23 protein-coding genes are annotated in these 24,572 nt (G+C 58.5%); 11 read left to right on the top strand and 12 right to left on the bottom strand.

Annotated features, from left to right (window positions below; all coding sequences use genetic code 11):
• Positions 1 to 37: 37 nt before the first annotated feature.
• The 5 genes from BN3796_RS00350 to BN3796_RS00330 all read left to right on the top strand — a co-directional run bounded on the left by BN3796_RS00350 (position 38) and on the right by BN3796_RS00330 (position 5,733).
• Positions 38 to 586, top strand: a complete 549-nt coding sequence (locus BN3796_RS00350) for a helix-turn-helix domain-containing protein (RefSeq protein WP_061706488.1) — start codon at positions 38 to 40, stop codon at positions 584 to 586.
• A 17-nt stretch (positions 587 to 603) separates the two neighbouring features.
• Positions 604 to 1,599, top strand: coding sequence for a LacI family DNA-binding transcriptional regulator (locus tag BN3796_RS00345; RefSeq protein WP_061706487.1), 996 nt, complete (start codon positions 604 to 606; stop codon positions 1,597 to 1,599).
• Between the two features lie 104 nt (positions 1,600 to 1,703).
• Entirely contained in the window at positions 1,704 to 3,827 is a 2,124-nt protein-coding gene (locus BN3796_RS00340; protein WP_061706486.1) for an alpha-galactosidase, read from the top strand.
• A gap of 41 nt (positions 3,828 to 3,868) precedes the next feature.
• Entirely contained in the window at positions 3,869 to 5,134 is a 1,266-nt protein-coding gene (locus BN3796_RS00335; protein ID WP_061706485.1) for an MFS transporter, read from the top strand.
• A gap of 23 nt (positions 5,135 to 5,157) precedes the next feature.
• Positions 5,158 to 5,733, top strand: a complete 576-nt coding sequence (locus BN3796_RS00330) for a maltose acetyltransferase domain-containing protein (protein ID WP_061706484.1) — start codon at positions 5,158 to 5,160, stop codon at positions 5,731 to 5,733.
• Between the two features lie 45 nt (positions 5,734 to 5,778).
• On the opposite strand, the gene rhaM is transcribed toward BN3796_RS00330, so the two are convergent.
• The 9 genes from rhaM to rhaB all read right to left on the bottom strand — a co-directional run bounded on the left by rhaM (position 5,779) and on the right by rhaB (position 15,811).
• Complete coding sequence (rhaM, locus tag BN3796_RS00325) at positions 5,779 to 6,093, bottom strand: L-rhamnose mutarotase (protein ID WP_061706483.1); 315 nt, start codon at positions 6,091 to 6,093, stop codon at positions 5,779 to 5,781.
• Positions 6,090 to 7,238, bottom strand: a complete 1,149-nt coding sequence (gene fucO / locus BN3796_RS00320) for a lactaldehyde reductase (protein ID WP_061706482.1) — start codon at positions 7,236 to 7,238, stop codon at positions 6,090 to 6,092. Before fucO ends, rhaM begins: the two co-directional genes overlap by 4 nt.
• 214 nt (positions 7,239 to 7,452) lie before the next feature.
• Positions 7,453 to 8,454: an ABC transporter permease gene (locus tag BN3796_RS00315; RefSeq protein WP_061706481.1), complete on the bottom strand. Its 1,002-nt coding sequence runs from the start codon at positions 8,452 to 8,454 to the stop codon at positions 7,453 to 7,455.
• Entirely contained in the window at positions 8,451 to 9,455 is a 1,005-nt protein-coding gene (locus BN3796_RS00310) for an ABC transporter permease (protein ID WP_061706480.1), read from the bottom strand. Before BN3796_RS00310 ends, BN3796_RS00315 begins: the two co-directional genes overlap by 4 nt.
• Positions 9,455 to 10,957, bottom strand: a complete 1,503-nt coding sequence (locus tag BN3796_RS00305) for a sugar ABC transporter ATP-binding protein (protein WP_061706479.1) — start codon at positions 10,955 to 10,957, stop codon at positions 9,455 to 9,457. Before BN3796_RS00305 ends, BN3796_RS00310 begins: the two co-directional genes overlap by 1 nt.
• A 137-nt stretch (positions 10,958 to 11,094) precedes the next feature.
• Positions 11,095 to 12,081, bottom strand: coding sequence for a rhamnose ABC transporter substrate-binding protein (gene rhaS, locus BN3796_RS00300; protein WP_061706478.1), 987 nt, complete (start codon positions 12,079 to 12,081; stop codon positions 11,095 to 11,097).
• A gap of 77 nt (positions 12,082 to 12,158) precedes the next feature.
• Entirely contained in the window at positions 12,159 to 12,989 is an 831-nt protein-coding gene (gene rhaD, locus BN3796_RS00295) for a rhamnulose-1-phosphate aldolase (protein WP_061706477.1), read from the bottom strand.
• Positions 12,990 to 13,085: 96 nt separating this feature from the next.
• Positions 13,086 to 14,345, bottom strand: coding sequence for an L-rhamnose isomerase (gene rhaA / locus BN3796_RS00290; protein ID WP_061706476.1), 1,260 nt, complete (start codon positions 14,343 to 14,345; stop codon positions 13,086 to 13,088).
• Complete coding sequence (gene rhaB / locus BN3796_RS00285; RefSeq protein WP_061706475.1) at positions 14,342 to 15,811, bottom strand: rhamnulokinase; 1,470 nt, start codon at positions 15,809 to 15,811, stop codon at positions 14,342 to 14,344. Before rhaB ends, rhaA begins: the two co-directional genes overlap by 4 nt.
• A gap of 300 nt (positions 15,812 to 16,111) precedes the next feature.
• On the opposite strand from rhaB, the gene rhaS (BN3796_RS00275) reads away from it, so the two are divergent.
• Both rhaS (BN3796_RS00275) and rhaR read left to right on the top strand, forming a co-directional pair.
• A complete protein-coding gene (rhaS, locus tag BN3796_RS00275; RefSeq protein ID WP_061706473.1) occupies positions 16,112 to 16,948 on the top strand; it encodes an HTH-type transcriptional activator RhaS in 837 nt (278 codons plus the stop codon).
• Between the two features lie 72 nt (positions 16,949 to 17,020).
• Positions 17,021 to 17,869, top strand: coding sequence for an HTH-type transcriptional activator RhaR (gene rhaR / locus BN3796_RS00270; RefSeq protein WP_061706472.1), 849 nt, complete (start codon positions 17,021 to 17,023; stop codon positions 17,867 to 17,869).
• Here rhaR and rhaT read toward each other — a convergent pair whose 3' ends face one another.
• Positions 17,870 to 18,904, bottom strand: a complete 1,035-nt coding sequence (gene rhaT, locus BN3796_RS00265; protein WP_061706471.1) for an L-rhamnose/proton symporter RhaT — start codon at positions 18,902 to 18,904, stop codon at positions 17,870 to 17,872. It abuts the gene before it with no gap.
• A 286-nt stretch (positions 18,905 to 19,190) separates the two neighbouring features.
• Here rhaT and sodA point away from each other — a divergent pair, with 286 nt between their 5' ends.
• A complete protein-coding gene (sodA, locus tag BN3796_RS00260) occupies positions 19,191 to 19,811 on the top strand; it encodes a superoxide dismutase [Mn] (RefSeq protein WP_061706470.1) in 621 nt (206 codons plus the stop codon).
• 66 nt (positions 19,812 to 19,877) lie between these two features.
• Positions 19,878 to 20,552, top strand: coding sequence for a 6-hydroxyaminopurine reductase (gene yiiM, locus BN3796_RS00255; RefSeq protein WP_061706469.1), 675 nt, complete (start codon positions 19,878 to 19,880; stop codon positions 20,550 to 20,552).
• 119 nt (positions 20,553 to 20,671) lie between these two features.
• Here the strand turns inward: yiiM and cpxA are convergent, their stop codons facing one another.
• Complete coding sequence (cpxA, locus tag BN3796_RS00250) at positions 20,672 to 22,045, bottom strand: envelope stress sensor histidine kinase CpxA (RefSeq protein ID WP_061706468.1); 1,374 nt, start codon at positions 22,043 to 22,045, stop codon at positions 20,672 to 20,674.
• Positions 22,042 to 22,740: an envelope stress response regulator transcription factor CpxR gene (gene cpxR / locus BN3796_RS00245; RefSeq protein WP_061706467.1), complete on the bottom strand. Its 699-nt coding sequence runs from the start codon at positions 22,738 to 22,740 to the stop codon at positions 22,042 to 22,044. The genes cpxA and cpxR overlap by 4 nt, the downstream gene beginning before the upstream one ends.
• A 150-nt stretch (positions 22,741 to 22,890) precedes the next feature.
• Here cpxR and cpxP point away from each other — a divergent pair, with 150 nt between their 5' ends.
• Positions 22,891 to 23,391: a cell-envelope stress modulator CpxP gene (gene cpxP, locus BN3796_RS00240; protein WP_061706466.1), complete on the top strand. Its 501-nt coding sequence runs from the start codon at positions 22,891 to 22,893 to the stop codon at positions 23,389 to 23,391.
• A gap of 152 nt (positions 23,392 to 23,543) precedes the next feature.
• Positions 23,544 to 24,458: a CDF family cation-efflux transporter FieF gene (fieF, locus tag BN3796_RS00235; protein ID WP_061706465.1), complete on the top strand. Its 915-nt coding sequence runs from the start codon at positions 23,544 to 23,546 to the stop codon at positions 24,456 to 24,458.
• The last annotated feature ends 114 nt before the right edge of the window (positions 24,459 to 24,572 follow it).

The raw sequence follows: 24,572 nt of genomic DNA, 5'->3' as shown, positions 1-24,572 counted from the left end.
TGAACGATTCGTTCGTTTTATAGAACAAGAGGCCGTTATGACGCAGCCAATCAGCGTAATCGCCAAAAGCCTGTTGCGGGAACGCCTGCGGACCGGGCTGTCGCTGGCGGAGATTGCCCGTCGCGCAGGCATTGCTAAATCCACGCTCTCGCAGCTCGAATCGGGCAACGGCAACCCCAGCCTGGAGACGCTCTGGTCGCTTTGCGTGGCGCTGGATATTCCCTTTGCCCGCCTGCTGGAGCCGCAGCAGCCCGCCACTCAGGTGATCCGCCGTGGCGAGGGCACAAAAGTAGTAGCCGGAGAGGCCAATTACGAGGCTATCCTGCTGGCTGCCTGCCCGCCGGGGGCGCGTCGCGATGTCTATCTGCTCCTGACGCAGCCCGGCGCGGATCGTATTTCTCAGCCGCACCCGCCTGGCTCAGTGGAGCATATTATTGTGACGAAAGGGCGGGCGCTGGTAGGCCTGACCGACGCGCCGGAAGAGTTAGGAGAAGGGGATTACATCTGTTATCCGGCTGACCAGGAACATATTTTTAAAGCCCTCGAACCGGACACCCATGCGTTGCTGGTCGCGGAACAAAACTAAACCGGACACGAAACACCATGTCGCTTAAAGCCATTGCCAAAGAACTGGGGCTGTCGGTTACCACCGTCAGCCGGGCCCTCAACGGATATGATGACGTCTCAGACGAGACGCGCGCCCGCGTAGAGGCGGAGGCGCAGCGTCGTGGCTATCGTCCTAACACCTTTGCCCGTCGTCTGAAGATGGGCAAAATCGACGCCGTGGGGCTGGTCTTCCCGGTCCATCCCGCTCCGCTCAATAACAGCGTTTTTATGGAGATGGTCGGCGAAATTAGCCACGAGCTGGCGCGACATGAGATCGATCTTCTGCTGATTGCCGACGATGACCACGCCGACAAGCACAGCTATATGCGAATGGTACAAAGCCGCCGGGTGGATGCCCTGATTGTGGCCCATACGCTCGATCGCGATCCGCGTCTTGAGCAGCTTCAGGCCGCCGGATTCCCCTTCCTGGCGCTGGGCCGCAGCCAGCTCCCGCAGCCCTACGCGTGGTTCGATTTCGATAACTATGCCGGAACGTACCAGGCCACCCGCTGGCTGATTGAGAAAGGCCACCGGCGCATCGCGCTGTTAGGGGAAAATAACAGTCAGGCCTTTATCATTCAGCGTCGGCAGGGCTATCTCGACGCCCTTCGCGAAGCGGGGCTTTCCAGCGAGTGGCTGCGCACGCTGCCGCCGTCGCGCCGCACGGGCTACGCTGCGACCCATGAACTGCTGGCGCTGGAAACCCCTCCGACTGCCATCCTGACTGACTGCAACACCCACGGCGATGGCGCGGCGATGGCGCTGGCGCAGCTGGGGCGTTTGACTGGCGAAAACGGTGTCGCGCTGGTGGTCTACGACGGATTACCGCAGGACAGCATTGTCGATGTCGACGTGGCGGCGGTGATCCAGTCCACCCGTCAGGGTGTGGGCAAACAGATAGCCGACATGGTGCGCCAGCTGATCAATGGCGAAGATCTCTCCCGTCTCCAGGTGCTATGGCAGCCGCAATTTTCCCCCGGCCAGACCGCCTGATAATGGTTAAATTCTAAGCTCGATCACAGATCCGAAACGTTTTGGTTTCTATCCGAAACGTTTCGGATCAACACTCAGACTATCCCGATGACAGGAGATGTCTGATGCATGATTCGATTTTACGGCTGGAAAGCCGCGCCGTGGATGTAGCGATAAAAACTCATCCTTTTACCGAAATTCTCTACTGGGGGCCCCATCTTGCCCACTTTTCACCGCAGGATGCGCTCAGCCTGACCCGACCTGTCGCCAATGGGCGGCTGGATGTGGACTCCCCGATCACGCTGATGGCGGAGCCGGGGCACGGTCTCTTTGGCTCGCCCGGAATTGAAGGCCATCGCCAGGGGCTGGATGGCTCGCCGGTGTTTCGCACCGTTGACGTTTCGCTGCAGGAACAAACCCTGACCATTGTGGCCGCTGACAGGGAGGCCGGGCTGCGTCTGACCAGCGAAATCACCCTCGACGCGACCGGCGTGCTGGTGGTGCGCCACGGGGTAACCAACCTGAAGGGGCAGCCCTGGCAGGTCGATCGGCTGGCGGTCACGCTGCCCGTGGCGGAGCGCGCCCGGGAGGTGATGGCGTTTCATGGTCGCTGGGTCCGCGAGTTCCAGCCGCATCGCCTGACCCTTGAGCACGACAGTTTTGTGCTGGAAAACCGTCGCGGCAGAACCTCCCATGAACACTTCCCGGCACTGATTACCGGCACACCGGCGTTTAGCGAGATGCGCGGCGACGTCTGGGGCGTCCATCTGGGCTGGAGCGGCAACCACCGGCTGCGTGCGGAAGTAAAAACCGATGGCCGCCGCTACCTGCAGGCCGAAGCGCTCTATCTGCCGGGTGAAATGGCAATCGACCAGGGGGAAACCCTCTGGACACCGCGCCTCTACGCCAGCTACTCCCCGCAGGGGCTGAACGGCATGAGCCAGCAGTTCCACCGCTATCTGCGCGACAACGTCATTCGCTTCCCGGAAAACAAACCGCGTCCGGTTCACCTCAACACCTGGGAGGGGATCTACTTTAACCACGACCCCGCCTACATTATGCGCATGGCCGATGAAGCGGCGGCGCTGGGAGTGGAGCGCTTTATCATCGACGACGGCTGGTTTAAGGGGCGTAACGATGATCGCGCCGCGCTGGGGGACTGGTATCTCGACAGGCAAAAATACCCCGACGGGCTGATGCCGGTCATTGATCATGTCAAAAATCTGGGCATGGAGTTTGGTATCTGGATCGAGCCGGAGATGATCAATCCCGACTCAGATCTCTATCGCGCCCACCCCGACTGGGTTCTGGCGCTGCCCGGCTACCCGCAGGCTACCGGACGCCATCAGCTGGTGCTGAACCTCAATATTCCCCAGGCCTTTGATTATGTGCTGGAGCGCATGAGCTGGCTGCTGGGCGAGCACCCGGTCGACTATGTGAAATGGGACATGAACCGTGAGCTGGTGCAGCCGGGACATCAGGGGAGAGCCGCTGCCGATGCGCAGACCCGTCAGTTTTATCGCCTGCTTGATACGCTCGGTCAGCGCTTCCCGCATATCGAATTTGAGTCCTGCTCCTCGGGCGGCGGGCGTATCGATTATGAAGTTTTGACCCGCTGCCACCGCTTCTGGGCCTCTGACAATAACGACGCGCTGGAGCGCAATACCATCCAGCGCGGCATGAGCTACTTCTTCCCGCCGGAGGTGATGGGCGCGCATATCGGTCATCATAAATGCCATGCCACTTTCCGCCAGCATGATATTGCTTTTCGCGGCCTGACCGCGCTGTTCGGCCATATGGGGCTGGAGCTGGATCCGCTCAGCGTGGATGAAGCCGAACGCGAGGGCTACCGTCACTACGCCGCGCTCTACAAACGGTGGCGCGGGGTGATTCACCACGGCACGCAGTGGCGTATCGACATGCCGGACGCCACCACGCTGGCGCAGGGGATAGTGAGCGACGATGGCGGGCAGGGGTTGTTTATCGTCAGCCAGCTGCAGATGCCGGACTACACCCTGATGATGCCGCTGCGCCTGGCGGGTCTGGAGGCGGGGGCGCGCTACCGCATCACGCTGCTCGATCATCCCAATATTCGCCTGACGGGCGAGGGGGGCCACACCATGCGCAAACTGCCTGCGTGGATGGAGGCGCCGCAGGTCGTCAGCGGCGAATGGCTAATGGAAGCTGGCCTTGCCCTGCCGGTGCTGGACCCGGAATCCGCCATGCTGATTGGCGTTGAGCGCGTATAAGGTAACGGGCCGGGCAACCGGCCCAGGCTGAGGATAAAAAAATGAACACCACCGCCTGTACCCACAAGAACAACCCGAACTTCTGGATCTTTGGGCTGTTTTTCTTTCTCTACTTCTTCATCATGGCCACCTGCTTTCCGTTTCTGCCTATCTGGCTGTCGGATATCATTGGCCTCAATAAAACCCATACCGGGATCGTTTTTTCCTGTATCTCGCTCTCTGCCATTGCCTTCCAGCCGGTGCTGGGGGTGATATCGGACAAGCTGGGGCTGAAAAAACATCTGCTGTGGGTGATAGCTATCCTGCTTTTTCTCTTCGCCCCCTTTTTTCTCTACGTCTTTGCGCCGCTGTTAAAAACCAGCATCTGGCTGGGGGCGCTCAGCGGCGGGCTCTATATCGGCTTTGTCTTTTCGGCGGGCTCAGGCGCGATTGAGGCCTATATCGAGCGCGTAAGCCGCAACAGCTTCTTTGAGTACGGCAAAGCGCGGATGTTCGGCTGTCTCGGCTGGGGATTGTGCGCCTCGACGGCAGGGATGTTGTTCAGCATCGATCCGGCGTTTGTTTTCTGGATGGGATCGGCCGCGGCAGTGGTTCTGATGGTGCTGCTGCTGGTGGCGAAGCCAAAACCCAACCAGACCGCGCAGGTGATGGACGCGCTGGGCGCCAACCAGCCGCAGATCAACGGGCGAACGGTGTTCAACCTGTTCCGCCAGCGCAAAATGTGGATGTTTATCCTCTACGTGATCGGTGTCGCCTGCGTCTATGACGTCTTTGACCAGCAGTTCGCCACCTTCTTCAAATCATTCTTCGCCACACCGGAAGCGGGCACCCGGGCGTTCGGATTCGCCACCACGGCGGGGGAACTCTGCAACGCCGTCATTATGTTCTGCTCTCCGTGGATCATTAACCGCATCGGCGCAAAAAATACCCTGCTGATCGCCGGGACGATCATGGCGGCGCGCATTATCGGCTCCTCCTTTGCCACGACGGTGGCGGAGGTGGTCGCGCTCAAAATGCTGCACGCGCTGGAAGTGCCTTTCCTGCTGGTGGGCGCGTTTAAATATATCACCGGCGTGTTCGATACCCGTTTGTCGGCCACTATCTATCTGATTGGCTTCCAGTTTGCCAAGCAGTCGGCGGCTATTTTCCTCTCCGCCTTCGCCGGGAATATGTATGATCGGATCGGGTTTCAGGAGACCTATCTGATGCTGGGCTGCTTTGTGCTGGCGATTACGGTGGTGTCAGTGTTTACATTAACCAACACGAAGGCACCCGAAAAATCACCTGAATCTGCGGTGACGGTATAAATGATTCTGACAGGACGTGAAAGATGAATATACGCGATATTTTAAATAGCGGAGAGCTGTACACCGATGGCGGGGATGGCTTACCGGAAGAAAGAATGAAAGGAAAGGCGTTAGCCTGGCAATACAATCAGTCCCATCCTTTTGATATGGATTTACGGAATGATATTTTACGCAGGATGTTTAATCAGATTGGAGAGAATTGCTGGATCGAGCCCCCCGTCAATGTAGCTTATGGCTCACATACGGTAATAGGCGATAATTTTTATGCCAACTTCAATCTGACGCTGGTGGACGATGCGACTGTGACTATCGGCAACAATGTGATGATGGGGCCCGGCGTTACGATTTCCACGGCGGGTCACCCAATCGATCCTGAGCTGCGCCTTCGCGGACAATTTTCGTTGCCGGTAGTTATTGAAGATGGCGTTTGGCTCGGTAGCGGCGTGATGATTAATCCCGGTGTGACGATTGGCCGTAATTCGGTGATTGGCGCCGGGAGCGTGGTTACCCGGTCAATTCCGCCGAACGTCGTCGCGGTTGGCGTTCCTTGCCGGGTGTTACGCGAGATAACCGAAGAAGATAAAAAAGCGTTCAGCTAGTTCTTTTTTACGAGAAACGCGAGGGGCGCGCCCCTCGCGATACTATTACGCCAGGTAAAACACCGCTTTCAGCTCCGCGCTCACCGGACTGTTGTCCGGGTTAGCGGGCATCACGTCGCGCATATATTTCCACCAGCGCTGGCAGACTTCGGTCTCCGCCACGGCGTTCCAGCGCTCCTCCGACTCAATCTCCACCGTGGCAAAGAGCAGGTTGCGCTCTTTGTCGAGCCAGATACCGTAGTGGTGCGCGCCATGGCCTTTTAACACCGCCTCCAGCTCGGGCCAGATGGGGTTATGGCGGCGCTCATACTCTTCATGGGCGTCAGGATTGACCTGCATGACAAAGGCTTTGCGGATCATAACGCCTCCAGGTAAAGCTCGCGAACCTCGTCACGGCTGGCGGTGCGCGGGTTGCAGGGGGCGCAGGGATCGGCCAGCGCCTTGTCCAGCCAGCCTTCGATATCCTCTTTCGTCACGCCCAGCTTGCTAAAGCCGGACGGGATACCGACGCGGGCGCTCAGATCGCGAATCGCCTGGATGGCCGCCATGCTTGCCGCTTCATCGCTCATCCCGCGGGTATCCACACCCATCGCCTGCGCCACGCGGGCGAAGCGGGCCACGGCGTTGGGGCGGTTAAAGTTTTCGATGATCGGCAGCAGGATGGCGTTGCAGACACCGTGCGGCAGGTTGTGAGTCGCGCCCGGCTGGTGGGCCAGAGCATGCACGAGACCGAGGCCAGCGCTGTTAAACGCCATGCCCGCCAGATACTGGCCATAGGCCATTTGCTCGCGCGCTTCCAGGTTATGACCGTCGTCGACCGCCTTCGGCAGCCAGAGATTGATCAGGCGAATCGCCTCCAGCGCGTTGGCATCGGTAAGCGGATGGGCGCCCACGGAGACGTAAGCCTCTATGGCGTGGGTCAGGGCATCCATGCCGGTCGCGGCGGTCACGGAGGCGGGAATATCGAGCATCACGCTGGCGTCATCCACGGCGATATCCGGGATGATATTCGGGTCGATAATCACCTCTTTCACCTGGCGTTCGGAATCAATAATGACCGCGTTGCTGGTCATCTCCGCCGCGGTGCCTGCGGTGGTGTTGATGGCGACCAGCGGCACGCCGGGGTTTTTCACTTTGCCGACGCCGGAGTAATCGGTGGACGGGCCCGGGTTGGCGGTGAGGATTTTGATCGCTTTGGCGGTATCGATCGGGCTGCCGCCACCGAAAGCGATAATGTAATCACACTCTGCGCTCTGGTACGCCGCATAACCTTTCTGCACCAGCGCTTCCGTCGGGTTAGGGAAGACCTCGTCAAAGAGATGCCAGGTCATCTGATGCGCATCGAGCGCGGTAAAGAGGCTGTCGAGCAGGCCGAGTTTCACCAGCTGGCCATCGGTGACTACCAGCGCTTTCCCCCACTGTTTGTTCGCCACCAGGTTAACCATATCGCCGATAGCGCCCGCGCCGTGCAGGCTGATTTTGGGGAGTGCCAACATAAAGCTCATGATAATTCTCCTTAATATGATTTTTGGGTAATCCGATCCCCTCACCCTAACCCTCTCCCCAAAGGGGAGAGGGGACCGCCCGGTGCGTTTTTTCACCCTCTCCCCTTAGGGGGAGGAGACTGTCCGGTGCGGTTTTCACCCTCTCCCAACGGGAGAAGGGAACTGCTCTTTTCACCCTCTCCCCTCTGGGGAGAGGGCAGGGGTGAGGGGTAATTTAAATCCGTTTTCGTTGCATAACCCGTCGGGTAATAATCGGCAGGGAAATCACCACGATCAGCATCGCGCCGATAATTACCGACATCACAATGCCCGGCACGTTGAGCAGGCTCAGGCCAAAGGTCACCAGCCCCATCAGGAAGGCGGCGATAATCACCCCCACCATACTGCCGGACCCGCCGAGAATATTGATGCCGCCGAGCACCGCCATCGTCACTACCGCCAGCTCCCAGCCCATCGCAATCGTCGGACGCGTGCTGCCGAGGCGCGAGGTGAGCAGCACCGAGGCCAGCCCGGACATCAGCCCCACCAGCGCAAACAGCATCAGGTTGTGGCGCTTAACGTTAATGCCCGAATACCACGCGGCGGTCGGGTTATTGCCGATAGCGTAAGTGCGGCGACCAAAGTTGGTTTTATGCAGCAGAAAGACAAACGCTGCCGCCAGCACGATAAAGAGCGCAAACTCAAACGACAGCGCGCCCCAGACGTAGCCCTGACCAAACCAGGCGAAGCTCTCCGGGTAGCTGTTCAACGCCTTATCACCGAGCAGGATATAGGTGATCCCGCGGTACAGGCTCATGGTGCCGATGGTGATGACGATGGAGGAGAGGTTAAAGCGCGTCACCAGAATGCCGTTGAACAGCCCGCACAGCAGCCCGACCCCTAACCCCACGCAGACCAGCAGCGGCGTATCCACCCCCGCCGCCGCGCAAAAGCCCATCACCGTAGAGCTGAGCGCGATGGTGGAGGCCACCGACAGGTCAATTTCCCGGGCGATAATCAGCATCGCCATCGGCAGCACGATGATCGCCTTCTCGGTAAAGTTGAACGTCGCGTCTGAAAGATTCCAGATATCGAGAAACCAGGGCGACGCCAGGGCGTTGACCACAAACACGGCGAGGGTCACCGCCAGCAGAAAGCCCTCCCAGCAGAGCAGACGCCGGAGCAGGCCCGCCGCCGGGGGCTGTTTTATCTCTTCAGTAGTCAGCATTTTGCTCATGATTTAACCGCCTGTTTCTGACGGGCCAGCGCCGCGTCGCGCAGGATCAGCCTGCCTTTACGCCTGTTACCACGCTCGTTCAGCAGCACCGCAATGACAATCACCGTGCCGGAGATGGCCATCTGCCAGAAGGGCGAAACGCCAATCACCGGCAGGGCGTTATTGATTACGCCGAGGAACAGCGCGCCCAACAGACAGCCGAGTACGCGCCCGGTGCCGCCCATGGTGCTGATGCCGCCAATCACACAGGCTGCCACCACCTGCAATTCAAAACCGTTAGCCACGTCGACATACGCCACGGCAAAGCGGGAAATCCACAGATAGCCGCAGAAACCGGCCAGCATTCCGGAGAGGCAGAAGCTGACGAACTGCATTTTTCCGGCGTTGATGCCGGTGTACCAGGCCGCCGTGGCGTTGCCGCCCGCGGTATAGAGCGCCCGTCCGGTGCGGCTGTAGCGCAGGAAGTAGCCCACCAGCAGCAGCGCGGCGATGGCGCACCAGCTCAGTACCGGCAAGCCCAGCAGCGCGGTGCGCGGCAGGGCAAGAAAATCGGCTCCCATCTGGTTAGAGTTCACCCAGCCGCCGCCGGAGAGCAAAAAGATAATGCCGCGGTAGATGCTCATGGTGCCAAGCGTTACCACGATGGCCGGAATACCGAGCTTCCAGACCAGCAGGCCATTAATGACCCCCATCAGCAGCCCCAGCGCGGTCGCCACCAGCAGTAGCGCCCAGACGGGGACCGTCGGATAGTGGAAGTTAATTAGCGCCACAATCATGCCGGTGAGCGCCAGGTTGGCCGCCATCGAGAGATCGATACCTTTGGTCAGCAGCACCATCATCTGCCCGAGGGCGAGAATGATGAGTATCGCGGTGTCGTTAAACATCTCCACCAGGTTGCCCGGCGCGATAAACGACGGTGCGCGGCTGCCGACAGCGATAATCATCAGTACAATGACCGCCGCCAGCAGCGCCTCGCGGTGTTTAAGGAGTTTTTGCCACATTACGCCGCCTCCTGTCTGGCACCGCTGGCGGCGCTGACGATGGTCTCCGCCGTGGCGCCGTCCGCCGCGTATTCCGCCACCATTAGCCCCTCGTGCATCACGATAATGCGATCCGCCATGCCCATCACTTCCGGCAGCTCGGACGAGACCATAATCACCGCCAGCCCCTGCGCCACCAGCTCGGACATAAACTGATGCACGCCCGCTTTGGAGCCGATATCGATCCCTTTTGTCGGCTCATCGAGGATGATGACGTCCGGATGGGTCGCCAGCCATTTTCCAATCACCACCTTCTGCTGATTGCCGCCCGAGAGAGTTTCCACCGGCTGTTTCCAGCTAAAGGCTTTTACCTGGAGCCGCCGGGCGTACTCCTCCGCCAGACGCCATTCGCGGTCGTCATGCAGCACGCCGTTGGGGTTAAGGCGGCTGAGCTGCGGCAGGCTGATGTTCTGGGCGATGGGCAGCTCGATAATGGCCCCCTGCTTTTGCCGCTCCTCGGGGACACAGACGATCCCTGCTTTAATCGCGTCCGCAGGCTGGCGAAAGCGCTGCGTTTTTCCTTTCAGGATAATCTCGCCGGAAGAGGGCCGCGTGACGCCGGAGAGCGCCTGCATCAGCTCGGTGCGCCCGGCGCCCACCAGCCCGTAAAAGCCGAGAATTTCCCCTTTGCGCAGAGAGAAGGAGATACTGGAGAACTCGGTGGGATGGCAGAGATCGCGCACCTCCAGCACCGTTTCGCCCTTCTCGCACTCGACTTTCGGGTAGGTCTGGTTAATGGCGCGTCCCACCATCATCGACACCATCCGCTCTTCGGTGATCTCGCTCATCGCCCCCGCGCCGACGAAGGCGCCGTCGCGCAGAATGGTGTAGTGATCCGCCAGCTCAAAAATTTCGTCGAACTTGTGCGAGATAAAGAGGATCGCTTTGCCCTCCTGCTTTAAGCGTTCAACGATCTGGTAAAACTCGAGGATCTCATGCTGGGAGAGCGCCGCGGTGGGTTCATCGAGAATAACCACCTGCGCCTCGAACGACAGCGCCCGGGCGATGGCGACCATATGCCGCTGGGCGATGTTCAGGGTTTTCAGCGTGGCGCGCGGATCGATGGAGACCTCCAGGCGCGTGAGGAGCGCCTGCGCCCGACGGTGCATCTCCGGCCAGTCGAGCTTTTTCAGCAAGCCTTTATAGAGGTACTGACCGGCAAAAATATTTTCGGTGACCGACAGTTCGTCGAACAGGACGGTCTCCTGGTGAATGGCGGTAATGCCGACCCGGTGCGCCGCATCCGGCGTCGGGAGCTGAATGGGGATCGCTTTATAGAGGATCTCGCCCTCGTCGGGCTGATAGATACCGGTCATCACTTTGACCAGCGTGGATTTACCCGCGCCGTTTTCGCCGATAAGGGCGGTGACTTTGCCGGGCCAGAGTTCAAGCTGCACGTTTTCCAGCGCGCGCACGCCGGGGAAAACTTTGGTGATATTTTTTAGCTGAAGCAAAGGGGTCATGATAGTTCTCCGGTGAATTTCCCCTCACCCCAACCCCTCTCCCCGGAGGGAAGAGGGGCTCGATCGAGCATGGGGAAAGAGGCTCAATCATTTCCCTCTCCCCTTTGGGGAGAGGGCCAGGGTGAGGGGTAACGTTGTCAGAAGATTTTCGAGAACTTATCAATATTGCTCGCATCGTAGACGAACGGCTCCGCCATCGCGCCGTTACCGTCTGCATCCAGCTTCACTTTGCCCAGCTTGCCCATGCTCGCTTCGGTTTTGGTGGCGGTCCCTTTCACCAGATCGTCTGCTAAGTAAGTCGCGGCATAGCCGAGATCAATCGGGTTCCAGATGGCAAAACTTTTGCTCGCCCCGGATTTCACCGCCCCCGCCATCTCAGAGGGCAGGCCGAGGCCCGTCACATACACTTTGCCAATCTTGTTCTGGTCTTTTACCGCCTGGGCCGCCGCCACAATTCCGACGGAGGAGGGGGAGACAATGACCTTCAGATCCGGGTAAGTTTTCAGCAGCCCGACCGCCTCGCGGTAGCTCTTGTCAGAGAGATCGTCGCCGTAGGCCACCGTCACCAGATTGACCGACGGATATTTCGGCAACACCTTTTTCATCTCCGCAATCCAGGTGTTCTGGTTGGTGGAGGTAGGCGTAGCGCTCAGAATAGCCACGTCGCCTTTCTCCACGTTCAGCGCCTTCAGCGCGTCGGCGGCCAGCTTCACGTTGGTTTCGCCAATCAGCGCGTTATTGGACGGGTTTAGATGGATCTGGCGGCCCGCTTTCGCCACGCCGGAATCCCAGGAGACAACTTTAATTCCGCGCTGCATCGCTTTTTTCAGTACCGGCACCAGCGCGTCGGGATCGTTTGCCGAGATGGCGATCGCATCCACCCCCTGGGCGATCAACCCGTTCAGCACCTCGATCTGCGCTTCCGCCGTGGTGGTGGTGGGGCCGGTATAGATCACTTTGACATCGCCTAACTCTTTCGCCGCTTCCTGCGCGCCGACGTTGGCGGCTTCGAAGAATCCATTGCCTAACGATTTCGCCACCAGGGCGATTTTGACTTCTGCTAATGCGGAACCGGACAACGCCAGGGCGGCAACGGTGAGGATCAAGCTTGCTTTTATTTTCATTGCTTATACTCCACGAGTTAGTTTTGTAGGGTGCAGGTGAAACTTCGCCCCGTCTTCATGAGCGGGGCGCGATGTTGTTATGCGTAGAGGTCAAGCGCTGACTGCATCGGGTTAACGCCAAAACGTTTACCCAGCGCAATCAGCTCTTCTTTGGTGATGGTCTGCTTCATTCCCCCCATGGAATAGACCTTCACCAGCACTTCGGCGGACTTCTCGGCGGTGTCGATAAGCCCGAAGGTCTCATCCAGCGTCGGGCCGCTGCCGAAGACGCCGTGGAACGGCCACAGCACCAGGGAGTGTTTCTGCATATCCTGCGCGGTGGCCTGGCCAATCTCGTCGGTGCCCGGCACCATCCACGGCAGAATGCCCACCCCGTCCGGGAAGACCACCAGACACTCGGTGCTCCCTTCCCACAGCTTGCGGGTGAAGAGATCGGAATTGTTCTCCAGCACGTAGGTCAGGGCGATCAGGTTGGTGGCGTGGCAGTGCATGATCACGCGATCTTTACCGTTCGTCGCCTTGATGCGCTCGCAGTGGGAGAGGAAGTGCGCCGGCAGTTCGGATGTCGGTACCGCGTCGTCCGTCAGTCCCCAGAGAATGTGGTAACCCGCGCCGTCGCTGTCCACTTTCACCACGCCTAAGTTGGCGGCGGGATCGAGCTGCACGTTCCGGAAGAATTTGCCGGAGCCGGTGACGATAAACGGCGTGTTAGCCAGCAGCGGCATCGGCTGGCTCAGCGCAATATAGCGCGGTTTCTGATGGAAATCGGCGGCGTAGGGCTCAATATCGGCATCATCCAGACGCAGCGTCAGGTTGCCGCCGTTGCGCTCGTCCCAGCCTTTGAGCCAGGCGTCAGAGGTGGCTTTGATCATGCCCTGGACGAACCAGGAAGTGGTGATGGTCTGCATACTGTGTTTCCTTTGAAAATGCCGGGTGGCGCGTTGCTTACCCGGCCTACTTTTACCTGTAGGCCCGGCAAGCAACGCGCCGCCGGGCGATGTTTTTTACTGACGAGCGGCAAGAACGTCTTTCTCATACGCCCGCACGTTATCCAGCCACTGGCTGCCCGTAGGAGTATCGTGTCGCTGGCAGTACATCTCCCACACCGCCTGCCACGGCAGGGATTTTTGCTCTTCCAGCAGCGCCAGACGCGCGGTGTAGTCGCCGTTATTTTCCAGCTGCATTAGCGCTTCGGTCGGCTCCAGCAGGGCGCGCAGCAGGGCTTTCTTCATGTTACGGGTGCCGATAACCCACGCCGCGATGCGGTTGATGGAGGCGTCGAAGAAGTCGAGGCCGATATGTACGCGGTCAAAGAGGTCGTGGCGGATGATTTCGCTGGCAATCGCCTGGGTTTCGTCATCCAGCAGCACCACGTGGTCGCTGTCCCAGCGTACCGGACGGCTAACGTGCAGCAGCAGGCGCGGCACGTAGAGCATGGCGGCGGAGATTTTGTCGGAGATCACCTCGGTCGGGTGGAAATGGCCCGCATCCAGGCAGAGCGCGGTCTGACGGCTGGTGGCGTAACCCATGTAAAACTCGTTAGAGCCGACGGTATAACTTTCGGCGCCAATGCCGAACAGCTTGCTCTCTACGGCGTCGATGTGGTGCGCCGGGTTCAGTTTTTCGCTAATCACCTCATCCAGCGCCTCTAGCAGACGCTGGCGCGGGGCGAGGCGGTCAACGGTGATATCTTTCATGCCGTCCGGGATCCAGATGTTCATCACCGACGGCGTGCCGAGCTGTTCGCCAAAGTATGCGGAGACGCGGCGGCTCGCCTTGCAGTGGTCGATCCAGAACTGGCGGATCTCATCGTTAGCGTGGGAGAGGGTAAAACCGTCCGCGCTCAGCGGATGCGAGAAGCAGGAGGGGTTAAAATCGAGTCCCAGTCTGTTGGCTTTTGCCCACTCCACCCAGTTCTTAAAGTGTTCCGGTTTGATTTCGTTACGCGCGACCGGCTCGTCGGACTCCAGATAGATGGCGTGCAGGTTCAGACGTTTCGGCCCCGGGATCAGGCTCAGCGCCTGCTCCAGGTCGGCGCGCAGTTCAGCGGCGTTACGCGCTTTGCCCGGATAGTTGCCGGTTGCCTGGATACCACCCGTCAGCGCGCCGCCGGGATTCTCAAAGCCCGCCACGTCATCGCCCTGCCAGCAGTGCATGGAAACCGGCAGGCGGTCGAGCTGGCGCAGGGCCTCTTCGACATCCACGCCGACGGCGGCGAAACGCTGTTTAGCCAGTTCCCAGGCTTGTTCAAGTTGAGTGGTCATGCGCAAAGCTCCTTTGTCAGTCGTGTTTGCTGAAACTGCGTCCGGTAGCGGGCAATTTCATGGCAGGGGTTAGGCGTAAAGGTGGTCATCCGGTAGTTGTCAGTGACCACCGTACGGAAATCGTCCACGCTGGTGAGTTCGTCCAGCGTCATCAGCTGGATACCGATGTTGCCGAGCGTGGAGGCTTCAACCGGCCCGGCGACGACGGTGATCCCGCAGGCGTCGGCGCAAAGCTGGTTAAGCAGCTGGTTCTGGCAGCCGCCGCCCACGATGTGCAGGCGGGTAAAGGGGTGGCCGCGCAGCGCCGACAACTCCTCCAGCACGTCGGCATAGAGCAGGGCGAGGCTGTCGAAAATGCAGCGCGCCAGCTCGGCGGCGCTGGACGGCACGGGCTGTCCGGTTTCAAGGCAGGCCGCCTGGATCTCGGCGCTCATGTGCGCCGGGTTGATAAAACGGTCGTCGTTGGGGTTGATCAGGCTGCGGCAGGCGCTCAGCCTGGCGGTATCGGCGATAAGCTGCGGCAAGTCGCTCACGTTCTGCTCCTTCAGCACGCGCTGCAGCAGCCACAGTCCCATAATATTTTTCAGCACCCGATAACGGCCTTCCGCGCCGCCTTCGTTGGTGATATTGGCAGCCAGCGCCTGTTCGCTGGTATAAGGCGTTTTGCTCTCAAAGCCCATCAGCGACCAGGTGCCGGAGGAGAGATAAGCGGCATCTTTATCGGCGAGCGGCGCGGCGATAACCGCGCTGGCGGTATCATGGCTGGCGACGGCGACCACCGGGATCGCATTGCCCTCCGGGCAGATCCAGTGACCCACCACGTTGCCCGGGTGCGTCGGGGTGCCAAACCAGCTACGCGGCACGCCGGTCCAGGCCAGCAGGCGCTCATCCCAGCTATCGGTGTTGATATTGACCAGCTGCGTGGTGGTGGCGTTGGTGTACTCCCAGTTCAGGTTGCCGGTCAGACGGTAGCTTAAGTAGTCCGGGATCAGCAGCGCGTGCGCCACCTTTTCGACCAGCTCCGGCTGCTGCTCCGCCAGCGCCCGCAGCTGATAGAGCGTGTTAAAGGGCAGAAACTGAATGCCTGAACGTCCGTAGATCTCAGCTTTGCCGAGTTGCTCAACGGCGCGGGCCATTACGCCGTCGGTGCGGCCATCGCGGTAAGCGACCGGCAGTCCGACGCGCTCGCCCCGGTCGTCCAGCAGAACGTAATCCACTCCCCAGGTATCAATCCCGATGCTGTCGATGCGGATACCCTCTTCACACACCTTGTTCAGGCCGGTGCGGATCTCCGCCTCCAGACGATCGATATCCCACGTCTCTTTACCCTCCTGCTTTTGCAGGCAGTTCACAAAGCGGTGGATTTCCCGAAGCGATAAGGCACGCGTGTCAGAGTTATAGCGGGCCAGCATTACGCGACCGCTGGAGGCGCCCAAATCGACAGCCACACAATGGCGAAAAGTCATGATTACGTCCTTTCTTAAGTCATCAGGGGGAAGTCTAAAAAAGGGAAGAAAAAATGACCTTCTCGTAACTGACAGCCCGTTAGTGCGGCTGGCAAGAAAGCAAAGGTGAACGTGAGAAAGTTCACAGTTTCCAGTAAACCCCGCTATCCGGGACAATGTGACCCTCTCCGCATTTCCGGATCTTTCCGCTCGTTTCTTGAAAAACCGACAGGCTTTGCGCGCTTTGCTGTCAAAAATTGAAGGTCAGATCGCCGACCCTTCATTACTATTTGAGAAACTTTCTCATCGGTGGGGGCCGTTATGACCGTACTACATAGCGTGGATTTTTTTCCTTCTGGCGGTTCGCCTGTGGCGATCGAACCCCGTCTGCCTCAGGCGGCATTTCCTGAGCATCACCATGATTTTCATGAGATTGTGATCGTTGAACATGGCACCGGCATTCATGTCTTTAACGGTCAGCCCTATACCATCAGCGGGGGAACGGTCTGTTTTGTGCGCGATCATGACCGGCACCTCTATGAACATACCGACAACCTCTGCCTGACCAATGTGCTCTACCGTTCCCCGGCCGCGTTTCAGTTCCTGTCAGGGCTGAATCAGCTGCTGCCGCAGGAGAAGGACGGCCACTATCCCTCCCACTGGCGGGTAAATCAGTCCACCCTCCAGCAGGTTCGCCAGCTGGTGACCCAGATGGAGCAGGCTGAAGAGAGTACGGAGACCCACGCGCTGGCGACGCGCGAAATGCTCTTTATGCAACTGCTGGTGCTGCTGCGCCGTGGCAGCCTGGTGGAAGGGGCGGAAAATAACGACGCGCGGCTGAACCAGCTGATGGCCTGGCTGGAAGATCACTATGCGGAGGATGTCAGCTGGGAGACGCTGGCGGAGAAATTCTCCCTGTCGCTGCGCACCCTGCACCGGCAGCTCAAGCAGCACACCGGCCTCACGCCTCAGCGCTATCTCAATCGCCTGCGGCTCATCAAAGCGCGCCATTTGTTGCGCCATACGGACGACAGCGTAACGGATATCGCCTATCGCTGCGGTTTCGGCGACAGTAACCACTTTTCGACCCTTTTTCGCCGGGAGTTTAGCTGGTCACCGCGCGACATCCGGCAGGGCAGGGACGCGTCGCTTCAGTAACGCGAGGCCAGTCACCGTTTTCAGACGGCAAAACAGCTAATAATGTCAGGTTATTGGTCGTTGAGGTAAGCCGTGAGCGCTCAGTTAGTTCTTCGTAAAGCCGACTTTTTCACCGGCGACGGGCAGGCCGTGGCGGTGGCGGACCGCTATCCGCAAAATGTCTTTGCCGAACATACCCATGAATTTTGCGAGCTGGTAATTGTCTGGCGCGGTAACGGCTTACACGTCCTCAACGACCGCCCCTACCGCATTACCCGCGGGGATCTGTTCTACATCCGCGCCGAAGATAAACACTCCTACGCCTCGGTAAACGACCTGGTCTTACAGAATGTGATCTACTGCCCGGAGCGGCTGAAGCTCAATGTCGACTGGGCGGCCGCTATCCCCGGTTTTAACGGCGCGCGCACCGCGCCGCACTGGCGGCTTGGCAGCAGCGGCATGGCGCAGGTCCGGCAGGTGATTGCCCAGCTTGAGCAGGAGAGCCAGAAAGCGGACCCGCAGGCGTTTGATATGGCGGAACTGCTCTTCGCCCAGCTGGCGCTAACCCTGAAACGCTACCGCTACGCTATCGATAACCCCTCCGCCAGCGAGCAGGAAGCGCTGCTGGATAAGCTGATCACTACCCTGGCCGGCAGCCTGAACCGCAGCTTTGTGCTGGAGAAATTTTGCGAGCAGGAGCAGTGCAGCGAGCGGGCGTTGCGCCAGCAGTTCCGGACCCAGACAGGGATGACCGTTAACCACTATCTGCGCCAGCTGCGCATCTGCCACGCCCAGTATCTGCTCCAGCACACGGAGCTGATGGTGAGTGAGGTGGCAATGCACTGCGGCTTTGAGGACAGTAACTACTTTTCGGTGGTATTTAACCGGGAGGTGGGGATGACGCCGGTTCAGTGGCGTCATCGCAGTCGAAAGGCGGCCTAATCAGCTCGCCATGCCAAGGCCGACGATGTTGGCGGCGATAATAATCACCACGCAGCCGAGGCTCAATACGCTCACCGGCCGACGTCCGGCGTTTTTCCACTCCTTCAGCACCAGCCCGACCAGTCCGCCGCAGAGAACATAGAAGCTCATATGCAGCATCCAGCTCATGTAGTCATACTGCGCCGGAATGCGGGCGTGGCCCCAGGCGTAGAAGAAGAACTGCAGGTACCACATCAGGCCGCCCAGCGCCGAGAGGAGCACGTTGGTAATGATAAGCGGTTTTGCCAGCGAGAAGTCCGCTTTTACCGACAGGTTCTTCACTTTTGCCAGACGAATAAAGCAGAAGCCGAGGTTCACCAGCGCGCCGCCGCCCATGATCACCACATAGCTTGGCAGCGCCACGTAAAGCGGGTCGACGCCCAGCGCGGCGGCGGCTTCATGCATCGGTTTCGCGGCGTTCATGGCAAACGACATACCCGCGGAGAAGATGCCGCACATCACCGCCAGCAGCAGCCCTTTCCGGAGGTTAAACTCCTCGGCCTGAATGCCCATTTTTCGCTCTTTAAGCTGGCCTGCGCGGGTGACGATACCGACGCCCACCACCGCAACCGCCACGCCGAGCAGGGTCATCCGCCCGCCGGTGGTGTTAATCAGCACATCAAAATTGCCGTTAAGAATCGGCGTCATCAGCGTACCGACGATCAGCGTAATGCCGATAGCGATACCGATCCCCATCGACATGCCGAGATAACGCATGGTCAGGCCGTAGTTGATATTACCGATGCCCCACATGGCGCCAAACAGAAAGACCGGCAGCAGAGTGGAGATATTGAAGGAGGAGAAGTAGCCCCAGAAATCGGGCAGCAGTATGGCGCTGATGGTCCAGGGCAAAATCAGCCAGGAGACGGTGCCGCCAACCGACCACATCGTTTCCCATGACCAGTGTCTGACCTTTTTAAAGGGAGCATAGAAACAGGCTGCACTGGCCGCGCCTATCAAATGCCAGAAAATACCCATCGTAATCGCATGATTCATTTTTACATCCTCATCGTTTTTATAAGCCGGTGTTCCCCCGGCTTAATGAGTGTAAAAATTAAGCGCTATCTGAACCTTCGGAGGGTTGCCGTCCTTCGTCAGCGCGTGGCAATAAGCGCCTTAATCCTGTGTCTGGCATCACATTTTTGGCAATGGTCTACACTCAAATAACCGTATAAAAAGTGCGGCATTGATAATCATTTTCAATATCATTTAATTAACTATAATGAACCGAATGCTTACGCGGCATTAACAGCTGTGCCGCCCGACACTAATGGAGAGGATTATGAGTTACACACTGCCATCCCTGCCGTATGCCTATGACGCACTGGAACCGCATTTCGACAAGCAGACGATGGAAATCCATCACACCAAACACCACCAGACTTATGTGAACAACGCGAACGCGGCGCTGGAAAGCCTGCCGGAACTGGCTAACCTGCCGGTTGAAGAGTTGATCACCAAACTGGACCAGGTTCCGGCGGATAAGAAAACCGTACTGCGCAACAACGCGGGCGGCCACGCTAACCACAGCCTGTTCTGGAAAGGCCTGAAAAAAGGCACCACGCTGCAGGGCGATCTGAAAGCCGCCATCGAGCGCGACTTCGGCTCTGTTGAGAAATTTAAGGAAGAGTTTGAGAAAGCGGCAGCGACCCGCTTCGGTTCCGGCTGGGCGTGGCTGGTACTGAAAGATGACAAACTGGCTGTCGTCTCCACTGCGAACCAGGACTCCCCGCTGATGGGTGAAGCGATCTCTGGCGCATCCGGCTTCCCAATCCTGGGCCTGGACGTCTGGGAACACGCTTACTACCTGAAATTCCAGAACCGCCGCCCGGACTACATCAAAGAGTTCTGGAACGTGGTGAACTGGGACGAAGCCGCGGCGCGTTTCGCAGCGAAAAAATAAGGTTGCATTGACGCCTGTGAGAAGCGAGTCTGATGACTCGCTTTTTTTGTATCTGAGGGAGTCGGAATGCACTATCCGGTTAACGTTTTCACAGGCAAAGTAAGGGATTACGACGGCAGCCGTCCAAGCGCTATCGCTAAAGTTCAGGTAGATGGAGAACTGACGCTGACCGGGCGGAGGCTGGTGGGAGATGAGCAGGCCGAGAAGAAGATCCACGGTGGGCCGGATCGCGCGCTCTGCCACTATCCGCGGGAACACTATCAGCACTGGAAAACCGAATTTCCTGAACAGGCGGACCTCTTCGTCGCCCCCGCGTTTGGCGAAAATCTCTCAACGGAAGGGCTGACGGAGAAGAACGTCTTTATTGGCGATATATACCGCTGGGGCGATGCTCTGATTCAGGTCACCCAGCCGCGCTCGCCGTGCTTCAAGCTTAACTACCATTTTGGTATTCAGGATATGTCGGCCCAGTTGCAAAACGCGGGTAAAACCGGCTGGCTGTATCGCGTTGTGCAGGCGGGACAGGTTTCGGCGGATGCGCCGCTTGAGCTGGCTTCGCGCTTGAGTGAGGTGTCGGTATACGAGGCCTGTGCAATTGCCTGGCATATGCCGTTCGACGATGAACAGTATCACCGCCTGCTCTCGGCGGCAGGATTATCTACCAGCTGGACCAGAACGATGCAGAAGCGGCGGATAAGCGGGAAGATCGAGAGCAGTTCGCGGAGATTGTGGGGAAAGTAGACCTCCGTAGAAAGTAGGCCGGGTAAGGCGAAGCCGCCACCCGGCTTTTTTGCCTCTGCGCCTGTTATTGCCCGGTGGCGCTGCGCTTACCGGGCCTACAATACGTTGCCAGAGGAAAACTAAGAACGCTTATACAACGGCAGCCAGATGGTTAACCGCAGTCCGCCGAGCGGGCTGTCATCCGCTTTCACCCAGCCACGATGCTGCTGGATAGCGGTTTCAACAATCGCCAGCCCCAGCCCCGTGCCGCCGGACTCGCGGTCGCGGGCCTCATCGGTACGGTAGAAGGGGCGGAAAATCTGTTCCCGATCTTCCGGGCTGACGCCAGGACCATCGTCATCCACGTTGATGGTTACCCCCTCTTTATCCACCGAAAACGCCACTTCAATCTTCGTATGTGAATAGCGCAGGGCGTTACGTACGATATTCTCCAGCGCGCTCTCCAGCGCGTTAGGGTTACCGTACAGCGGCCACGGCCCTGGCGGGAAGTTAACGGTAAACGACTTGCCCATCTGTTCGGCTTCGAACGCGGCGTTGTCAAGTACCTCGCCCCAGAGCTGGTTGGCTTTCATCGTCTCGCTGACCAGCGCGTTTTTCTGCTGGTTGCGCGACATCACCAGCAGGTCGTTAATCATGCTGTCCAGACGCTGTGCCTCGGTTTCGATACGCTCCAGCTCCTTACTCTCCCCGCTACGGCGGCGCAGCAGGGCAGTGCCGAGCTGTAAGCGGGTGAGCGGCGTACGCAGCTCGTGGGAGATGTCGGAAAGCAGCCGTTGCTGAGCGGTCATCATTCTTTCCAGCGCCGACACCATCTGGTTAAAGCTGGCGCCCGCCGCCAGGAACTCCTGCGGCCCCGCTTCCAGTTCCGGGTGCTGACGCAGGTTGCCTTGCGCCACCTCGTCCGCCGCGTTTTTTAACTTACGCGCCGGCTTCGCCAGGCTCCAGGCGAGCCACAGCAGCAGCGGCGCGCTGACCAGCATGGTCACAATCAACAGCAGCAGAGGCCGGTCGAACAGCAGGTTGATAAAGTCAGACTGGGAACTGCTGGCCGGCCGAATCAGATAGAGCTGGTAATTATCTTCCCCATCCCTGACGGAAAATGGCCCTACCATCTCTACCCGACCATATTTTTTCTTCTGCGGATGATCGGCATTATCGGCCTGGCCGATAAAGTTGCGGATGATCTGCATTTCACTGCGTTCCGCCCCGATCACGCGCCCTTCGCTGGTTACCAGCAGCAGACGTTGCCCCGGCGGCGCCCATTTGTCGATGGCGCGAAACAGCCGCCGCCACCACATCAAATCGTTAGGCGGATCGTTTGCCAGCTCCGCTTCAACGTGCTGCTCGATCATCACCCCCTGACGCTGCTCGCTATCAAGCAGCTCCGTCATCTGGCGCGAATCGAGCTTGGGCAGCATCAGAACCAGCATTAATACCAGTGCCAGCGTAAGCCAGAAGATGGCAAAAATACGGGCGGTTAAACTTCCTATCATGAAGCCGAAACCATCAGATAGCCGCGGCCACGTAACGTTTTAAACCAGGGGTGGCCATCCTTGCGCTCCGGCAGCTTGCGGCGCAGGTTAGAGATGTGCATATCGATGGCGCGATCGAACGGCGTAAGGCGCTTGCCCAGCACCTCCTGGCTCAGATGTTCACGTGACACTACCTGACCAAGATGCTGCGCCAGCAGATAGAGCAGGGTGAACTCTGTGCCGGTCAGCTCCAGCGCCTGGCCGTCGAAACTCGCCTCCTGGCGGCCCGGATTGAGGCTCAGGGCGTCCACTTCCAGCGTAGGGGAGCTGTTGTCGGTAGTCTGCTGCTGCTCGCTCCAGTGGGAACGACGCAGAATGGCACGGATACGGGCGACCAGTTCGCGGTCGTTAAAGGGTTTAGGAAGATAGTCATCGGCGCCCAGTTCAAGGCCGAGGACGCGGTCCAGCTCGCTGCCGCGGGCGGTGAGCATGATAACGGGAGTCTGGTGTGTCTGGCGCAACTCTTTCAGCGTATCAATACCGTTTTTCTTCGGCATCATCACGTCAAGCAAAAGCAAATCGATGCTGTCGTCAAGAAGGGCCAGCGCCTGCTCGCCATCATGGGCAACCAGCACGTTAAAACCTTCCATATCAAGCAGCTCTTTTAAAAGCGATGTGAGCTCGCGGTCATCATCAACTAACAGTATTTTATTCATTGTTTAAATACCTCCGAGGCAAAAATTACGTCATCGAAGCGCGCTAATCCATGACTTTACGTTGTTTTACACCCCCTGACGCATGTTTGCAGCCCGAATCGTAGACTGGCTCTCGTTGAATCGCGACACGAAAGATTTTGGGAGCAAGTGATGCGCAAAGTTACCGCTGCCGTCATGGCCTCAACACTGGCGTTCAGTGCGTTTAGCCAGGCTGCTGGAGGCATCACCGGCGATAACGAACCTCCGATGGAGGGGATCGCGCAGCGCGGCAGCCAGAGCCACATGTTTGAAGGCATAAGTTTAACCGAACATCAGCGTCAACAGATGCGAGATCTGATGCAGAGGGCACGGCACGATCAGTCCCCTGTTAATGTTAGCGAAATGGAGACAATGCATCGCCTTGTCACCGCAGAAAATTTTGACGAAAACGCCGTGCGCGCTCAGGCAGAGAAGATGGCGCAGGAGCAGGTGACCCGCCAGGTCGAAATGGCCCGGGTGCGTAACCAGATGTACCACCTCCTCACACCGGAGCAGCAGGCGGTTTTGAACCAGAAACATCAGCAGCGAATGGAACAGTTGCGTGAGGTTGCACGGATGCAGCAAAGCTCAGATACGAAGCTTTTTAGTAGCAGTACCCGTAGTAACCAGTAACCCTGTTTTCCTTGCCATAGACACCATCCCTGTCTTCCCCCACATGACGTGGGGGTTTTTTTTGCCCGGCATTCACCCCTGTTAACCCTTTATTCATCCTTTCTCCGTCTGCGCATCCGTTATACTAGCCGCATTGCAGGACAGGAGTGTTTATGAATCAAACCTATGGGCGGCTGGTGAGCCGGGCGGCGATTGCAGCGACAGTCATGGCAACATCGCTACTGTTGATAAAGATTTTTGCATGGTGGTATACCGGCTCGGTCAGTATTCTGGCGGCGCTTGTCGATTCGCTGGTGGATATCGCCGCGTCGCTAACTAACCTGCTGGTGGTGCGCTACTCCCTCCAGCCCGCCGATGAGGAGCACACCTTCGGCCATGGCAAAGCGGAGTCGCTGGCAGCGCTGGCGCAAAGTATGTTTATCTCCGGGTCGGCGCTGTTTCTCTTCTTAACCGGCATTCAGCATCTGATAACCCCGACGCCGATGCGCGATCCCGAGGTCGGCGTTATCGTGACCATTGTGGCGCTTATAAGTACATTAATTCTTGTAACGTTCCAGCGCTGGGTTGTCCGTAAAACGCAAAGCCAGGCGGTGCGGGCGGATATGCTTCATTATCAGTCTGATGTTATGATGAATAGTGCGATTCTGATTGCGCTCGGTCTGGCCTGGTATGGATGGCATCGCGCCGATGCGCTCTTTGCGTTAGGCATCGGGATCTATATTTTGTATAGCGCGTTACGTATGGGTTATGACGCTGTGCAGTCGCTTCTGGACCGCGCGCTTCCCGATACGGAACGGCAGGAAATCTTTACTATCGTGTCCTCCTGGCCTGGGGTCAACGGCGCACACGATCTACGCACGCGGCAGTCAGGGCCGACCCGCTTCATACAGATTCATTTAGAAATGGAAGACAACCTCCCGCTCGTTCAGGCGCATCTCGTTGCCGAACAGGTGGAGCAGGCGATTTTACGGCGTTTCCCGGGGTCGGATGTGATTATTCACCAGGACCCCTGCTCGGTCGTGCCCACGGACGATAAACGGCCAGATGAGCTGCGCCATTCGTTGTAAAAAAGTGAGCCAGGCCAGCATTTAGTGTATAAATTACCGCCATAGGGTCTGACCTGAATCAATTCAGCTGGAGGCGATTGATATATTATTTGCACCATTACGTTGGTCGAACTG

Origin of the sequence: Pseudenterobacter timonensis (assembly GCF_900021175.1) — a bacterium.
GTDB lineage: Bacteria > Pseudomonadota > Gammaproteobacteria > Enterobacterales > Enterobacteriaceae > Enterobacter > Enterobacter timonensis.
Note: the sequence above shows the minus strand (reverse complement) of the source record. Positions and strands in the feature narration are given on the sequence as shown.

What these genes read in the sequence shown, in the direction of transcription:
- rhaA (WP_061706476.1), bottom strand. Translation starts at nt 14,345, where the DNA reads ATGACCACTCAACTTGAACAAGCCTGGGAACTGGCTAAACAGCGTTTC.
- BN3796_RS00330 (WP_061706484.1), top strand. Translation starts at nt 5,158, where the DNA reads ATGAATATACGCGATATTTTAAATAGCGGAGAGCTGTACACCGATGGC.
- cpxP (WP_061706466.1), top strand. Translation starts at nt 22,891, where the DNA reads ATGCGCAAAGTTACCGCTGCCGTCATGGCCTCAACACTGGCGTTCAGT.
- rhaM (WP_061706483.1), bottom strand. Translation starts at nt 6,093, where the DNA reads ATGATCCGCAAAGCCTTTGTCATGCAGGTCAATCCTGACGCCCATGAA.
- fieF (WP_061706465.1), top strand. Translation starts at nt 23,544, where the DNA reads ATGAATCAAACCTATGGGCGGCTGGTGAGCCGGGCGGCGATTGCAGCG.
- rhaD (WP_061706477.1), bottom strand. Translation starts at nt 12,989, where the DNA reads ATGCAGACCATCACCACTTCCTGGTTCGTCCAGGGCATGATCAAAGCC.
- cpxA (WP_061706468.1), bottom strand. Translation starts at nt 22,045, where the DNA reads ATGATAGGAAGTTTAACCGCCCGTATTTTTGCCATCTTCTGGCTTACG.
- BN3796_RS00335 (WP_061706485.1), top strand. Translation starts at nt 3,869, where the DNA reads ATGAACACCACCGCCTGTACCCACAAGAACAACCCGAACTTCTGGATC.
- BN3796_RS00350 (WP_061706488.1), top strand. Translation starts at nt 38, where the DNA reads ATGACGCAGCCAATCAGCGTAATCGCCAAAAGCCTGTTGCGGGAACGC.
- cpxR (WP_061706467.1), bottom strand. Translation starts at nt 22,740, where the DNA reads ATGAATAAAATACTGTTAGTTGATGATGACCGCGAGCTCACATCGCTT.
- rhaT (WP_061706471.1), bottom strand. Translation starts at nt 18,904, where the DNA reads ATGAATCATGCGATTACGATGGGTATTTTCTGGCATTTGATAGGCGCG.
- BN3796_RS00305 (WP_061706479.1), bottom strand. Translation starts at nt 10,957, where the DNA reads ATGACCCCTTTGCTTCAGCTAAAAAATATCACCAAAGTTTTCCCCGGC.
- BN3796_RS00315 (WP_061706481.1), bottom strand. Translation starts at nt 8,454, where the DNA reads ATGAGCAAAATGCTGACTACTGAAGAGATAAAACAGCCCCCGGCGGCG.
- BN3796_RS00310 (WP_061706480.1), bottom strand. Translation starts at nt 9,455, where the DNA reads ATGTGGCAAAAACTCCTTAAACACCGCGAGGCGCTGCTGGCGGCGGTC.
- BN3796_RS00345 (WP_061706487.1), top strand. Translation starts at nt 604, where the DNA reads ATGTCGCTTAAAGCCATTGCCAAAGAACTGGGGCTGTCGGTTACCACC.
- rhaB (WP_061706475.1), bottom strand. Translation starts at nt 15,811, where the DNA reads ATGACTTTTCGCCATTGTGTGGCTGTCGATTTGGGCGCCTCCAGCGGT.
- BN3796_RS00340 (WP_061706486.1), top strand. Translation starts at nt 1,704, where the DNA reads ATGCATGATTCGATTTTACGGCTGGAAAGCCGCGCCGTGGATGTAGCG.
- rhaS (WP_061706473.1), top strand. Translation starts at nt 16,112, where the DNA reads ATGACCGTACTACATAGCGTGGATTTTTTTCCTTCTGGCGGTTCGCCT.
- fucO (WP_061706482.1), bottom strand. Translation starts at nt 7,238, where the DNA reads ATGAGCTTTATGTTGGCACTCCCCAAAATCAGCCTGCACGGCGCGGGC.
- yiiM (WP_061706469.1), top strand. Translation starts at nt 19,878, where the DNA reads ATGCACTATCCGGTTAACGTTTTCACAGGCAAAGTAAGGGATTACGAC.
- sodA (WP_061706470.1), top strand. Translation starts at nt 19,191, where the DNA reads ATGAGTTACACACTGCCATCCCTGCCGTATGCCTATGACGCACTGGAA.
- rhaS (WP_061706478.1), bottom strand. Translation starts at nt 12,081, where the DNA reads ATGAAAATAAAAGCAAGCTTGATCCTCACCGTTGCCGCCCTGGCGTTG.